13 protein-coding genes are annotated in these 13,405 nt (G+C 67.6%); 8 read left to right on the top strand and 5 right to left on the bottom strand.

Annotation, left to right across the window (positions count from 1 at the left end; all coding sequences use genetic code 11):
- Positions 1-43: 43 nt before the first annotated feature.
- From NF616_RS16780 to NF616_RS16765, 4 genes are all read left to right on the top strand, one after another.
- Positions 44-2,017, top strand: a complete 1,974-nt coding sequence (locus NF616_RS16780) for a sensor domain-containing diguanylate cyclase (RefSeq protein WP_252274437.1) — start codon at positions 44-46, stop codon at positions 2,015-2,017.
- A gap of 33 nt (positions 2,018-2,050) precedes the next feature.
- On the top strand, positions 2,051-2,797 hold the full coding sequence (cysZ, locus tag NF616_RS16775) for a sulfate transporter CysZ (RefSeq protein WP_252274436.1): 747 nt from the start codon (positions 2,051-2,053) through the stop codon (positions 2,795-2,797).
- A gap of 138 nt (positions 2,798-2,935) precedes the next feature.
- The gene (locus tag NF616_RS16770; RefSeq protein ID WP_252274435.1) at positions 2,936-3,211 is read left to right on the top strand and encodes a DUF1652 domain-containing protein; all 276 of its coding nucleotides are present in this window, start codon (positions 2,936-2,938) and stop codon (positions 3,209-3,211) included.
- A gap of 93 nt (positions 3,212-3,304) precedes the next feature.
- Positions 3,305-4,447, top strand: coding sequence for a glycosyltransferase family 4 protein (locus NF616_RS16765; protein ID WP_252274434.1), 1,143 nt, complete (start codon positions 3,305-3,307; stop codon positions 4,445-4,447).
- Positions 4,448-4,680: 233 nt separating this feature from the next.
- On the opposite strand, the gene NF616_RS16760 is transcribed toward NF616_RS16765, so the two are convergent.
- The 5 genes from NF616_RS16760 to NF616_RS16740 all read right to left on the bottom strand — a co-directional run bounded on the left by NF616_RS16760 (position 4,681) and on the right by NF616_RS16740 (position 8,497).
- Complete coding sequence (locus tag NF616_RS16760) at positions 4,681-5,784, bottom strand: NADH:flavin oxidoreductase (RefSeq protein ID WP_252274433.1); 1,104 nt, start codon at positions 5,782-5,784, stop codon at positions 4,681-4,683.
- Between the two features lie 57 nt (positions 5,785-5,841).
- Entirely contained in the window at positions 5,842-6,435 is a 594-nt protein-coding gene (locus NF616_RS16755) for a TetR/AcrR family transcriptional regulator (RefSeq protein ID WP_434091897.1), read from the bottom strand.
- Between the two features lie 125 nt (positions 6,436-6,560).
- On the bottom strand, positions 6,561-7,298 hold the full coding sequence (locus NF616_RS16750) for a nitroreductase family protein (protein WP_252274431.1): 738 nt from the start codon (positions 7,296-7,298) through the stop codon (positions 6,561-6,563).
- Between the two features lie 90 nt (positions 7,299-7,388).
- Positions 7,389-7,871 (bottom strand): glutathione peroxidase, encoded by a 483-nt coding sequence (locus NF616_RS16745; RefSeq protein ID WP_252274430.1) that lies wholly within the window; start codon positions 7,869-7,871, stop codon positions 7,389-7,391.
- A 140-nt stretch (positions 7,872-8,011) separates the two neighbouring features.
- Positions 8,012-8,497 (bottom strand): FKBP-type peptidyl-prolyl cis-trans isomerase, encoded by a 486-nt coding sequence (locus NF616_RS16740; RefSeq protein WP_252274429.1) that lies wholly within the window; start codon positions 8,495-8,497, stop codon positions 8,012-8,014.
- 14 nt (positions 8,498-8,511) lie between these two features.
- On the opposite strand from NF616_RS16740, the gene NF616_RS16735 reads away from it, so the two are divergent.
- The 4 genes from NF616_RS16735 (at position 8,512) to yihG (ending at position 13,390) form a co-directional block, all read left to right on the top strand.
- Positions 8,512-8,790, top strand: coding sequence for a DUF3565 domain-containing protein (locus tag NF616_RS16735; protein ID WP_252274428.1), 279 nt, complete (start codon positions 8,512-8,514; stop codon positions 8,788-8,790).
- Positions 8,791-8,792: 2 nt separating this feature from the next.
- The gene (locus NF616_RS16730) at positions 8,793-9,980 is read left to right on the top strand and encodes an acetate kinase (protein WP_252274427.1); all 1,188 of its coding nucleotides are present in this window, start codon (positions 8,793-8,795) and stop codon (positions 9,978-9,980) included.
- Between the two features lie 17 nt (positions 9,981-9,997).
- Positions 9,998-12,097, top strand: coding sequence for a phosphate acetyltransferase (gene pta / locus NF616_RS16725; protein WP_252274426.1), 2,100 nt, complete (start codon positions 9,998-10,000; stop codon positions 12,095-12,097).
- Between the two features lie 384 nt (positions 12,098-12,481).
- Positions 12,482-13,390, top strand: coding sequence for a 1-acylglycerol-3-phosphate O-acyltransferase, YihG family (yihG, locus tag NF616_RS16720; RefSeq protein WP_252274425.1), 909 nt, complete (start codon positions 12,482-12,484; stop codon positions 13,388-13,390).
- Positions 13,391-13,405: the final 15 nt, after the last annotated feature.

Here is a 13,405-nt window from a genome sequence, read left to right as displayed (position 1 = left end):
CGACTATACTGACCCGACTCCCCGCTCCCACGGCTACGACGGCATGACTCTGCGCAAACGTCTGTTCTGGCTGTTCGCCCCGCTGCTGTTGCTGGCTCTGGGCTTCGCCTACCTGTTGTCGCAGAACCTCATTCTCAGCCGCTTCGACCGCCAGGACGCGGCCCTGCTGGATGCCGAGGCCAGGCGTCTGCAGGGCCTGCTCGACCACAACCTCAAGCGCAACCTCGACCTGGTGCTGAGCTACGCCAAGTGGGACGACAGCTACGACTTCATGCGCGGCCAGCGTCCCGACTTCGTGCGTCGGAACATGGATGCGGAGGCGCTACGCCAGATCAACTTTGACTTCATGCTGCTGCTCGATCTGGACGACCAGGTCCGCGCCGAACAGTGGCTACCGCCCGATCTGCCGGACATGCTCACCCTGGGCACGCAACGGCCAGGCAGCCACGAGTCGCTGCGCACGGCCATTCTCAAGCAGGTGCGACGCCTGCGGCAACCGGGCAACCGCGAGGACCTGCGCGGTCAGATCGTCGTCGTGCAGGGCGTGCCGCTGGTGCTGGCCATGGGCGGCATCAGCAACAACCAGAACAGCCTGCCGAACCTCGGCACCCTGGTGGCGGGACATTTCATCGACGGCGAACGTGCCGAGCAGTTGCAGTCCCAGGTCAACGCCGTGCTGCGCCTGCTGCCGCCGAAGGCCGGGCGTGATACCTGGCGCGAGCTACCGACGGTCGCGAGCGTGACCCTCAACCGCATCGAGGTCAGCCCGCGCCGGGTACTCGACGAAGAGCGCCAGCAACTGGACCTGCTGGTGCACAACAGCCTCGGCGAGCCACAACTGCTGATGGAGCTGACTCGCGAGCGACGCCTTTACCAGGAAGGCCGCAAGGCCATCGCCATCTTCCTCGCCCAGGCCACCGGCGTGGGCCTGGTGGCCTGGCTGCTGATCTACCTGGGCCTAGACTTCGGCATCCTGCGCCGGGTCATGCGCATGCACCGCGACATCGCCGCCATCGGCCCGGAGTCGAGCAACCTGCGCCTCATCGACGACGGCAACGACGAGCTGGGCCGGCTGGCCCAGGAGGTCAACCGCATGCTCGAACGTCTCGAGCTCAGCGAGGCACGCGACCGGGTGATACTCGACGCGATCCAGGACGGCTATTTCGAGCTCGACCGGCAGGGGCACATCAGCGCCACCAACCGCGCCCTCTGCGCCATGCTCGGTTACGACGCCGAGGAGCTGCACGGCAGCAGCTTCGAGCGGCTGCTGGAACGCGAGGACATCGAGCGGGCGGTGGCCCTGTTCACCCGCGCCCATCACAACGGCGAGAACATCAGTTTCTCCGCGCCCTTCCGTCGCCGCGACGGCAGCCAGGGCTATTACGAGACACGCTTTTCCCTGGTCCAGGACGGCCAGGGTAGGTTCGCCGGTTATCGCGGCATCCTGCGCGACATCAGCGATCAGGTGGCGTACCAGAACCAGCTGCTGGACATGGCCTACCGCGACCCTCTCACCGGCCTGGGCAATCGCAAGGCCTTCACCGAGCAACTGCGCCTGACCCTCGACCAGGCGCGACACAACGGCGAGCACCTGGCGTTGTTGTACCTGGACCTGGACCGTTTCAAGGAGGTCAACGACCGCCATGGTCACGACATCGGCGACCTGCTCCTGCAAACCGTCGCCGACCGCCTGCGCGGTGCCATGCGCCAGCCCGACCGGGTCTACCGCCTGGGCGGCGACGAATTCACCCTGATCGTCAGCGCCAGCACCACTGAGGTGGCGGAGCGGGTCGCCCTGCGCCTGCTGGACGCCCTGAAGCAGCCGGTGGTGATCGACGAGCTGGTCATCGACTTTGTTACGCCGAGTATCGGCATCGCCCTGTTTCCCGAGCACGCGGACGACGCGGAGAGCCTGGTGAAGGCCGCCGACCGGGCGATGTACGAGGCCAAGCGTGAGCGCAACCGCGCCTGCCTGTATCGCCTCCAGCGGCTTTCCTCCACCCGGCAAAGTGGTTAAGGTCGGCGCGTTTCCACCGCTGCGGAGATCGCGATGCTCGCCCCTGCCCTGTCCGGCCCCCAATACCTCAGCCAAGGCCTGAAGCTGGTGCTCAGCCCGGGCCTGCGCCTGTTCGTGTTGCTGCCCCTGGCGGTCAATACGCTGCTGTTCGTCGGCCTCATCGTGCTGGCCATGCAGCAGTTCGGCGGCTGGGTGGACGGCGTGATGCCGAGCCTGCCGGACTGGCTGAGCTTCCTCGAATACGTGCTCTGGCCGCTGTTCGTGCTGCTGGTGCTGGTGCTGATGTTCTTCACCTTCACCCTGCTCGCCAACATCATCGCCGCGCCCTTCAACGGCTTCCTCGCCGAGAAGGTGGAGGTGGTGCTGCGCGGCCGGGACGACTTCCCGCCGTTCAGCTGGTCCGAGCTGATGGCCATGATGCCGCGCACCATCGGCCGCGAGATGCGCAAGCTGGCCTACTTCCTGCCGCGCGCCATTCCGCTGCTGATCCTCACGTTCGTGCCAGTGCTGAACCTGATCGCCGCCCCGCTGTGGATCCTGTTCGGCGTGTGGATGATGGCCGTGCAGTACATCGACTACCCGGCGGACAACAACAAGCTGGGCTGGAACGAGATGCTCGCCTGGCTTCGCGAGAAGCGCTGGCAGAGCCTGGGCTTCGGTGGCTCGGTGTATCTGGCGTTGCTGATTCCCTTCGTCAACATCCTGGTGATGCCCGCCGCGGTGGCCGGGGCCACGCTGTTCTGGGTGCGCGAGCGCGGCGCGCAGGCAACGAGCGGCTGAGCCAGCGGCGGCACGCGGTCAAAAAAGTGTGCCGAACCGCTCTATCTCTGCATTTTTGCGATGGAAGGGGCGGCACGCGACGTTTCCGACTGCTATGGTCAGGCATCTATCACCTCTTCCTCGCACGGAGGCCATCGGATGGGTCAGTCGCTGAACAACCTGGCACTGAGCAGGCGCATCGAACACGCCTTCCTGCCGCTTCGCTGCGTCTGCAGCGTGCCCGACGGCCGCTTCCTGACCCTGCAGCTGCTGGCCGAGCGCTCCGGCGAAGTGGAGTTCACCGTGGTGGGCATCGACACCGGCGACCTGCACTCCGAGGACAGGATCGCCCGGCTGGTGCACGACATCGGCATCGAATACGAGCTGGCCAGAATCGGCTACCGCATGCCGCTGGAACTGCGCCCCTCCGCCTGACCCGCCGCTCTCTGCCGCTCCGCCCAGGCGCTCGTCATCCGAGCGTCACCGGCCCGTCATGAACCGGACACGACGCGGTCCCAGACTCATGCCATGAATGTCACGAGTCTGCACATCGCCCTGGTCAGCGAGACCTTTCCCCCGGAGGTCAACGGCGTAGCCAATACGCTGGGCCGTCTGTGCCAGGGTCTGCGCGAGCGCGGCCACCGGCTGCAGCTGGTGCGCCCGCGCCAGGCCGACGAGGCGCCGCGCAGCGACGAAGAACTGCTGCTCACCCGCGGCTGGCCGGTGCCCGGTTACGCCGGCCTGCAGTGGGGCCAGTCTTCCCAGCACAAGCTGCTGCGCCGCTGGCAGCGCAACCGCCCGGACGTGCTGTATATCGCCACCGAGGGTCCGCTGGGCCTGTCCGCCCTGCGCGCGGCGCGGCGCCTAGGCATCCCGGTGGTCAGTGGCTTTCACACCAACTTCCAGCAGTACAGCGATCTCTACGGCTTCGGCCTGCTGACGCGGCTGCTGACCGGCTACCTGCGCTGGTTCCACAACCGCTCGCGCATGACCCTGGTGCCGAGCCCCAGCCAGCGCGTCGAACTGCAGCGCCGCGGCTTCGAGCGCCTGGAGCTGCTGGCGCGCGGCGTCGACGGCCAGCTGTTCCACCCGTCGCGACGCTCGGCCGCGTTGCGCGCGCAATGGGGCCTGGCCGACGACGACATCGCCGTGCTGCATGTCGGGCGCCTGGCGGCGGAGAAGAACCTGGCTCTGCTGGTGCGCGGTTTCCGCGAGCTGCAGCGGCAGCTGCCGCAGCGGCGTCTGCGCCTGGTGCTGGTGGGTGACGGCCCGCAGCGCGTCTCGCTGCAGAGCGAGCTGCCGGACGCGTTGTTCTGCGGCGTGCAACGCGGCGAGGCGCTGGCCGAGCACTACGCCAGCGGCGACCTGTTCCTCTTTCCCAGCCTCTCCGAGACCTTCGGCAACGTGGTGCTGGAGGCGCTGGCCTCGGGCCTAGCCGTGGTGGCCTTCGACCAGGCCGCGGCGGCCCAGCACATCCGCCACGGGCACAACGGCGCCCTGGCCATACCCGGCGACGAACAGGCCTTCATCGAGGCTGCGCGCTGGCTGCTGGAAGACCCGGAGAACATGCGCCGGGTCCGGCTCAACGCCCGCCAGCACGCCGGCAAGCAGGGCTGGCCGGCCATCGTCGAGCAGTTCGAGGAACACCTGCTCCACGCCAGGCAATCCTAGAGAACGGCGGGCGCGCCGTTCTTCGACGTCCGCTCCAGCCAGCCACGAGACATGGTGCGCACAGCGCACCCTACGAGCTCACCCGAACCGTAGGGTGCGCCATGCGCACCGCTTCAACGCCATCCAACCTGCCACAGCACCGCCATGCGGGCCCAGCGGCGGGCATAAAAAAGCCCCGGTGTGTCGGGGCTTGGAGGGACGCGCCAGAGGCGCGTCGGGGTAATGCGATCGGCTCAGACCAGGGTCTTCAGGGCCTCGCGGCTGAACGGCAGGATGTCGCCTTCGCGGCCATCGCGCACTTTTACCGCCCAGTCCGGATCCACCAGCAGGGCGCGGCCCACGGCCACCAGGTCGAACTCCTGCTTGTTCAGGCGCTCCAGCAGCTTCTCCAGGCTGGCCGGCTCGGCGACCTTGTCGGTGTTGACCATGAACTGCAGGAACTCGCCGTCCAGGCCGACGCTGCCCACGGTGATGGTCGGCTTGCCGGTCAGCTGGCGGGTCCAGCCGGCCAGGTTGAGGTCGGAGCCTTCGAACTCCGGCTCCCAGAAGCGGCGGGTCGAGCAGTGGAAGATGTCCACGCCGGCATCGGCCAGCGGCTTGAGGAAGGCGCCCAGCTCCTCGGCGGTCTGTACCAGACGCGCGGTGTAGTCCTGCTGCTTCCACTGGGAGAAGCGGAAGATGATCGGGAAGTCCGGGCCGACGGCGGCGCGCACGGCCTGGATCAGCTCGATGGCGAAGCGCGAACGCTGGGCCAGGTCGCCACCGTATTCGTCGGTGCGCTTGTTGCTGCCTTCCCAGAAGAACTGGTCGATCAGATAGCCGTGGGCGCCGTGGATCTCCACGCCGTCCATGCCAATGGCCTTGGCGTCGCGGGCGGCCTGGGCGAAGGCGGCGATCACCTCGGCGATGTCCTGCTGGGTCATGCCGTGCACGACCACATTGCCGTCCTTCACCTTCTCGCTCGGGCCATAGCCCGGCACGCTGGCGTCCGGCTCGGTGCCCAGCTTGCGCACGTTACCCACGTGCCACAGCTGCGGAACGATCTTGCCACCTTCGGCGTGCACCGCGTCGACCACCTGCTTCCAGCCAGCCAGGGCGTCTTCACCATAGAAGCGCGGCACGTGCGGGTAACCGTTGGAGGCCTTGTGGCCGACGGTGGTGCCCTCGGTGACGATCAGGCCGACGCCGGCCGCGGCGCGGCGACGGTAGTACTCCACCACCTGGGCGCCGGGCACGCCACCCGGGGAGAAGGAACGGGTCATCGGCGCCATCACCACGCGGGTCGGCAGCTCCAGGCTGCCCAGGCGGAAGGGTTCGAACAGGGCTTGTGCGGTCATGGATTCTCCTTGGGGCCGGCCAGCTGACCGGTCGTCTCGTCGATGGGCAAAAAACGGTCAGGGCCGCAGCAGCAGCTCCAGACGATGAATGAAAGCTTCCAGCGGTTGCAGGCTGCGGCCGACCTTGAGACGCGCCAGCACGCCCTGCCAAGCGTTGGAGATGAAGGTCGCCAGGTTCTCGCAGTCCTCGTCGGCGGCCAGCTCTCCGGCTGCCTTGGCCTGCTCCAGGCAGCCCTGCAGGATCTCCACCGAGGCCTGCTGGATGCGCTCCACCTCGGCGCCGATGGCCGGCAGCACCTCGCTCATCTCGAAGCTCAGGCTGCCGATGAAGCAGTGATACTCGGGCTGCTCCTGGCGGGAAAAATGCGCCAGCAGCTCGCGGTAGTAACCGAGGATGCGCGCGCTGGGGCTCAGCGCCGTGTTGCCCAGAGCCTCGGCGTATCGCGTCAGACGCGGGCCGTAGAGGAACTCCAGGGCCTGCAGGGCGAAATCTTCCTTGCTGGCGAAGTAGTGATAGAAGCTGCCCTTGGGAATGCCGGCGGCCTGGACGATCTCCATCACGCCGGTGCCGTGGTAGCCGCGACGCGTCATCACCTGCGAGCCCTTGGCCAGGATCAGGTCACGCTTGTCGAGTCGGATGCTGCTGTTCATGGCGGCGAGCATATGACCGGTCGTCTCGCCCAGCCCAGCACTATTGATTTCGGTGATTGACCGCTACAACGCGCCAGGTTGCGCCGGTGCGTCGCGAGACAAACGGTGCCGCATACGGCGCACATCTACAGCCAGGTGATGTGCTGCTCCAGAGGAAAGCGCATGCGCGGGTTGTACACGCCCTTCTCGCCCTGGCGACCGACCGCCAGCAGCATGATCGGGATGGCCTGGCGCGGGATATCCAGCACCTTGCGCAGGCGCACCTCGTCGAAGCCCTCCATTGGGCAGGTGGCGTAGCCGTGGCTCTGGAAGGCCAGCATCAGGTTCTCGGCGGCCAGCGCCGTGGACTTCACCGCCCAGAGGCGCATGTCGGCGCGGCTGTTGGGTGTGCGCATCAGCGGTTTGCGCAGCGCTGCCAGGCGCACCAGTTGACGCTTCACCAGGCCTAGCAGGCCTAGCGGGCCCTGGCTGTACTGGAACGGTGCGGTCTTGGCGTAGAAGTAGCGGATGCGCGCCGGCACCTCGGGCTCGGGCCAGTAGTCGACGACGTTGGCGCAGGCCTGCCTCCAGGTATCCGGGCGCGCCAGCACGGCGATGATCAAGGGCGCCTTTGCCGCGTTCTGGCTCATGCACACCGGGTGCAGCCGCGCCAGCAGCGCCGGGTCGCGCACCACCTGGAAGCTCCACGGCTGCAGGTTGCAGGAATTGGGTGCCAGCACGGCCAGTTCCAGGCAATCGCGGATCACCTCGTCCGGCACGGGCTCGGGCAGAAAGCGGCGCACCGCGCGACGGCTCTCGATCAGCGCGCGCAGCGCCTGTGGCGAGGCCGTGGGGTTGAGATCGTCGGGGGTGAAGCTGGTCATCGCTGTCTCCTCGGCAGAGGCCCCGATTAGGCTACCGGGACGCCGAGGGGACAAGACGCGGCGGGCAAATCGGCCGCAGGAATGGCGCAATCAGCCCAGGGCTTTCTCGATGGCCTGGACCAGCGCCGGGTCGTCCGGCGTGGTGCGCGGCGAGAAACGCGCCAGCACGCGGCCGTCGCGGCCGACCAGGAACTTCTCGAAGTTCCAGCTGATGTCGCCGGGGAACTCGGCGCCCTCGCCCGCCAGCAGGCGATACAGCGGATGGCGGCCGGGGCCGTTGACCTCGAGCTTGCTGCCCAGGGGAAAGGTCACGCCATAGTTGAGGCTGCAGAACTCGCGGATCTCGTCTTCGCCGCCCGGCTCCTGGCCGGCGAACTGGTTGCACGGCAGGCCGAGCACGGTGAAGCCACGCTCGCGGTACTCCTGATAGAGCTTTTCCAGGCCGGCGTACTGGGGGGTGAGGCCGCATTTGGAGGCCACGTTGACCACCAGCACTATCTGCCCCTTGTACGGCGCCAGCGGCAGGTCCTGGCCGTCCAGCGCACGCAGATTGAGATCGTGAAAGGCACTCATGACTGACTCCTTGGGCATGACGGAAGCCCCAGCGCGGGACAAAAAAGGCGCCCGCGGGCGCCTTTTTCGGTTAGCTGAGCTTAGCAGCCGAGGCCGGGCATGGAACGACCATAAGTCGTATTGCTCGGCCGCGTCACCGATCAGTGATGGTGACCGCCTTCGCCATGGATGTGACCGTGGGCGATCTCTTCGGCATTGGCCTCACGCACGTCGACCACCTTGACCTGGAAGTTCAGGCGCTGGCCGGCCAGCGGGTGGTTGCCGTCGACGATCACGTCGTCGCCCTCGATGTCGCGGATGGTGACGATCTGCATGCCGCCGTCCGGACCGGAGGCGTGGAACTGCATGCCTACTTCCAGCTCTTCGACGCCTTCGAACATGCTGCGGTTGAGGGTGGCGACCAGCTCGGCGCTGTACTCGCCGTAGGCGTCGGCCGGCTCGATGGCCACGCTCAGCTCGTCACCGGCCTGCTTGCCCGCGAGCGCCTTCTCCAGGCCGACGATGATGTTGCCGGCACCGTGCAGATACACCAGCGGAGCGCCACCAGCGGAACTGTCGATCACCTCACCGGCATCGTTGGTCAGGGTATAGTCGATGGACACGGCCTTGTTGGCGGCGATCTGCATGGAGGGAAAACCTTTTGCAAGAGAATGGAAGGGGGCCAAGTCTACTCGCCACGCCCGCTGAAAGCGACCGCGGTACTGACGGACGGGCCACGCGCCTGCTGGGCTTCCACCAGGACGAGGACGGTCATTGGGTGGCAGAACTGTCCTGCGGCCATACGCAGCATTTGCGGCATCTGCCACCGTGGCAGAATCGGGCCTGGGTCCTGGACCCGCTCGAGCGCCAGCGTCTCCTCGGCCAGCCCTTCGCCTGTGGCTGGTGCGCGAACGAAACGGAAACAGCCTCTAAGGAATAGTCATGCCGGCACGCAATATTCTGGTCATCAATTGCGGCAGCTCGTCGATCAAGTTCGCCCTGGTCAACGAGGCCCACTCGCAATTCACCCTGAGCGGCCTGGCCGAGCGCCTTGGCAGCCACGATGCCGTGCTGCACTGGCAGCGCGGCGGCGAGAAGGACAGCCTGATGCTGCCCAACGGCGACCACCGCGCCGCGCTGCATCAATTGCTGCCGCTGGTGCAAGGCGCCGCCGGCGGCAAGCTGCACGGCATCGGCCACCGCGTGGTGCACGGCGGCGAGCAGTTCACTGCCGCCTGCCGCATCGACCCGCACAGCCTGCAGGCGATCCGCGCCACCGCGCCGCTGGCACCGCTGCACAACCCGGCCAACCTGCTGGGGATCGAGGCGGCGCTCAAGCTGTTCCCCAACCTCACCCAGGTGGCGGTGTTCGACACCGCCTTCCACCAGAGCCTGCCCGAGCACGCCTACCGCTACGCCGTGCCGGAGGCGCTGTACCGCGATCATGGCGTGCGCCGCTACGGCTTCCACGGCACCAGCCACCGCTATGTCAGCCGTCGCGCGGCGGAGATGGCCGGCCTGTCCCACGGCGACAGCAGCTGGCTGTCCGCCCACCTGGGCAACGGCTGCTCGACCTGCGCCATCGTCGACGGCCAGAGCCGCGACACCAGCATGGGACTGACCCCGCTGGAGGGCCTGGTGATGGGCACCCGCAGCGGCGACATCGACCCCAACCTGCACGGCCACCTGGCCCGCACCCTGGGCTGGAGCCTGGAGAAGATCGACGCCATGCTGAACAAGGACAGCGGCCTGCTCGGCCTGTCCGGCCTGTCCAACGACATGCGCGCGCTGGAGCAGGCGCGCGACCAGGGTCACCCGGGTGCGGCCCTGGCCATCGAGGTGTTCTGTTACCGCCTGGCCAAGTCCCTCGCATCCATGAGTTGCGCCCTGCCGCAGCTGGACGGCCTGATCTTCACCGGCGGCATCGGCGAGAACTCACCGTTGATCCGCAGCAAGACGGTGGCCCACCTGAAGCTGTTCAATCTGGCCCTCGACAAGGAGGCCAACGCCCGCTGCATCCGCGGCGTCGGTGGCGCCATCCAGGCCCACGGCCACCCGCGGGTGCTGGTGGTGCCGACCAACGAGGAACGGCAGATCGCCCTCGACACCCTGGCCCTGCTGACCGCCTGACCGCCCAAGGAACGCCCATGCACACCTTCTTCATCGCCCCCACCGGCTTCGGCGTCGGTCTCACCTCCATCAGCCTCGGCCTGGTCCGCGCCCTGCAGCGCGCCGGGCTGAAGGTCGGCTTCTTCAAGCCGATCGCCCAGCCGCATCCCGGTGACTCCGGCCCGGAGCGCTCCAGCGAGCTGATCGCCCGCACCCACGGCCTGCTGCCGCCCCGCTCGCTGCCACTGGCCCAGGTCGAACGGATGCTCGGCGACGGCCATCTGGACGAGCTGCTCGAGGAGATCGTCAGCCTGCACCAGCAGGCCGCCGAGGGCATGGACGTGCTGATCGTCGAGGGCATGGTGCCGACCCGTCACGCCAGCTACGCGGCGCGGGTCAACGTGCACCTGGCCAAGAGCCTGGATGCCGAGATCATCCTGGTCTCTGCTCCCGAGGGCGACGAGCCGGAGAAGATCACCGAGCTGTCCGACCGCATCGAGATCCAGGCCCAGCTGTTCGGTGGGCCGAAGGACCCGAAGATGATCGGCGTGATCCTCAACAAGGTGCGCCACCCGAAGGGTGTCGAGGCCTTCACCGACGAGCTTGGCCGACTCTCTCCGCTGCTGCGCAGCGGCGACTTCCGCGTGCTCGGCTGCATTCCCTGGCAGGACGAGCTGAACGCCCCGCGCACCCGTGACGTGGCCGATCTGCTCGGCGCCCAGGTGCTCAACGCCGGCGACTACGAACAGCGGCGGGTGAACAAGATCGTGCTCTGCGCCCGCGCCGTGCCGAACACCGTTCACCTGCTCAAGCCCGGCGTGCTGGTGGTCACCCCGGGCGACCGCGACGACATCATCCTCGCTGCCAGCCTGGCCGCGATGAACGGCGTGCCCCTGGCCGGCCTGCTGCTGTGCAGCGACTTCCCGCCGGATGCGCGCATCATGGAGCTGTGTCAGGCCGCGCTGCAGGGCGGACTGCCGGTGCTGACGGTGAGCACCGGCTCCTACGACACGGCGACCAACCTCAACCGCATGAACAAGGAGATCCCGATCGACGACCGCGAGCGCGCCGAGAAGGTCACCGAGTTCGTCGCCGGCCATATCGATCTGGACTGGCTGAAACAGCGCTGCGGCACTCCGCGCGAGCTGCGCCTGTCGCCGCCGGCGTTCCGCTACCAGCTGGTGCGCCGCGCCCAGGCGGCGAACAAGCGCATCGTCCTGCCGGAGGGCAGCGAGCCGCGCACCGTGCAGGCCGCGGCCATCTGCCAGGCCCGCGGCATCGCCCGCTGCGTGCTGCTGGCCAAGCCGGAAGAGGTCCACGCCGTGGCCAAGGCCCAGGGCATCGAGCTGCCGGAAGGGCTGGAAATTCTCGACCCGGAGGCGATCCGCGAGCACTACGTCGAGCCGATGGTCGAGCTGCGCAAGGGCAAGGGGCTCAACGCGCCCATGGCCCTGGCCCAGCTGGAGGACAGCGTGGTGCTGGGCACCATGATGCTGGCGCTGGATCAGGTCGACGGCCTGGTTTCGGGCGCCATCCACACCACCGCCAATACCATTCGCCCCGCCCTGCAGCTGATCAAGACGGCGCCGGGCTACAACCTGGTGTCCTCGGTGTTCTTCATGCTCCTGCCGGACCAGGTGCTGGTTTACGGCGACTGCGCGGTGAACCCCGACCCCAACGCCACCGAGCTGGCCGAGATCGCCCTGCAGAGCGCCGCCTCCGCCGAGTCCTTCGGCGTGCCGGCGCGAGTGGCGATGATCAGCTACTCCACCGGCGATTCCGGCAGCGGCGCCGAGGTGGAGAAAGTGCGCGAGGCCACGCGCCTGGCGCGCGAGGCGAACCCGGCGCTGCTGATCGACGGTCCGCTGCAGTACGACGCCGCGGCCATTGCCAGCGTCGGCCGGCAGAAGGCCCCGAACAGCCCGGTGGCGGGACGCGCCACGGTGTTCGTGTTCCCCGACCTGAACACCGGCAACACCACCTACAAGGCGGTGCAGCGCAGCGCCGACTGCGTCAGCGTCGGGCCCATGCTGCAGGGCCTGCGCAAGCCGGTGAACGACCTGTCGCGCGGCGCCCTGGTGGACGACATTGTCTTCACCATCGCCCTCACCGCGATTCAGGCGGCGGCGAAGCACTGACGGCACATTTGCGTCATGGATGCGCATGCTATCCGGCGTTTACGTAGCGACAGGGCGCACGGCGCACCCTACGGCTCCGGCATCCGAGCGCTGAACCCGGCGCCTGGCAGGGTGCGCTGTGCGCACAAAGCGGTGCCACACTGGCCACGAGTACCAGGGATGCTTCGCGCGACGCGTCATCACAGCGTCTCCGGCCTTGCGCTAAAATCCGCGCGCCCGGCGCACGGACCGGCGGAATGACCTGGCGGTCCACCCTGGTACTTGCCGTTCAGTGTACAAGCGTTAACCTAAGCGCCGGACCGACTTGCCGCAGGAAGTGCTGCAGGTATCTCGACCGTACGGGGCTCACCCAGAAAGCCCCCTGACCAGGAGCCTCTCGAGCCCATGCTGCATTTTCTGCCCGCCCCCTTGCGCGGCCTCATCAGCGCCCTGCTGCTGGCCCTAAACACCCTGATCTGCTGCTGGCCGCTGTTCGCCGTGGCGCTGCTCAAGCTGCTGCTGCCTTTCCCCCCGGCTCAGCGCCTGCTCCGCAAGGTGATGCACGGCATCGCCGAGTTCTGGATCGGCTTCAACAAGTTCTGGATGCGCCTGGTCCGCGACACCCGCTGGGACGTGGAAGGCCTGCAGGGCCTGGACATGCGCCACTCCTACCTGGTCACCAGCAACCACCAGAGCTGGGTGGACATCCTGGTGCTGCAGTACCTGCTCAACCAGCGCATGCCGCTGCTCAAGTTCTTCCTCAAGCAGGAGCTGATCTGGGTCCCGGTGATCGGCCTGTGCTGGTGGGCCCTCGAATTCCCCTTCATGAAGCGCTACACCAAGGAGTACCTGGCCAAGCACCCGGAGAAGCGCGGCCAGGACCTGGCCACCACCCGCCGCGCCTGCGCACGCTACAAGGGCAACCCGGTGTCGGTGTTCAACTTCCTCGAAGGCACGCGCCTGACGCCACAGAAGCACGCCCAGCAGAACTCGCCTTTCAAGTACCTGCTCAAGCCCAAGGCCGGCGGCATCGCCTTCGTGCTGGACGCCATGGGCGAGCAGCTGGACGCCATCGTCAACGTCACCATCCACTACCCGAACGGCAATCCCGGCTTCTGGGACCTGCTGAGCGGCAACCTCGACGAGGTGGTAGTGCGCTTCGACAAGCTGGCCGTGCCCGGCGAATTCATCGGCCGCAACTACGACCAGGACGAGGAGTACCGCCTGCGCTTCCAGCAATGGGTCAATGCGCTGTGGGAGGCCAAGGACGCGCAGCTGGAGCGGCTGCACCAGCAGTTCCCAGGCCGTGGCTGAACGACCGGGCGCGCT

Origin of the sequence: Pseudomonas subflava (assembly GCF_023823685.1) — a bacterium.
GTDB lineage: Bacteria > Pseudomonadota > Gammaproteobacteria > Pseudomonadales > Pseudomonadaceae > Aquipseudomonas > Aquipseudomonas subflava.
This window is presented reverse-complemented; position numbering and strand designations above follow the sequence as displayed.

Coding starts and splice junctions, on each gene's coding strand:
- NF616_RS16780 (WP_252274437.1), top strand. CDS start 44: ATGACTCTGCGCAAACGTCTGTTCTGGCTGTTCGCCCCGCTGCTGTTG.
- cysZ (WP_252274436.1), top strand. CDS start 2,051: ATGCTCGCCCCTGCCCTGTCCGGCCCCCAATACCTCAGCCAAGGCCTG.
- NF616_RS16770 (WP_252274435.1), top strand. CDS start 2,936: ATGGGTCAGTCGCTGAACAACCTGGCACTGAGCAGGCGCATCGAACAC.
- NF616_RS16765 (WP_252274434.1), top strand. CDS start 3,305: ATGAATGTCACGAGTCTGCACATCGCCCTGGTCAGCGAGACCTTTCCC.
- NF616_RS16760 (WP_252274433.1), bottom strand. CDS start 5,784: ATGACCGCACAAGCCCTGTTCGAACCCTTCCGCCTGGGCAGCCTGGAG.
- NF616_RS16755 (WP_434091897.1), bottom strand. CDS start 6,435: ATGAACAGCAGCATCCGACTCGACAAGCGTGACCTGATCCTGGCCAAG.
- NF616_RS16750 (WP_252274431.1), bottom strand. CDS start 7,298: ATGACCAGCTTCACCCCCGACGATCTCAACCCCACGGCCTCGCCACAG.
- NF616_RS16745 (WP_252274430.1), bottom strand. CDS start 7,871: ATGAGTGCCTTTCACGATCTCAATCTGCGTGCGCTGGACGGCCAGGAC.
- NF616_RS16740 (WP_252274429.1), bottom strand. CDS start 8,497: ATGCAGATCGCCGCCAACAAGGCCGTGTCCATCGACTATACCCTGACC.
- NF616_RS16730 (WP_252274427.1), top strand. CDS start 8,793: ATGCCGGCACGCAATATTCTGGTCATCAATTGCGGCAGCTCGTCGATC.
- pta (WP_252274426.1), top strand. CDS start 9,998: ATGCACACCTTCTTCATCGCCCCCACCGGCTTCGGCGTCGGTCTCACC.
- yihG (WP_252274425.1), top strand. CDS start 12,482: ATGCTGCATTTTCTGCCCGCCCCCTTGCGCGGCCTCATCAGCGCCCTG.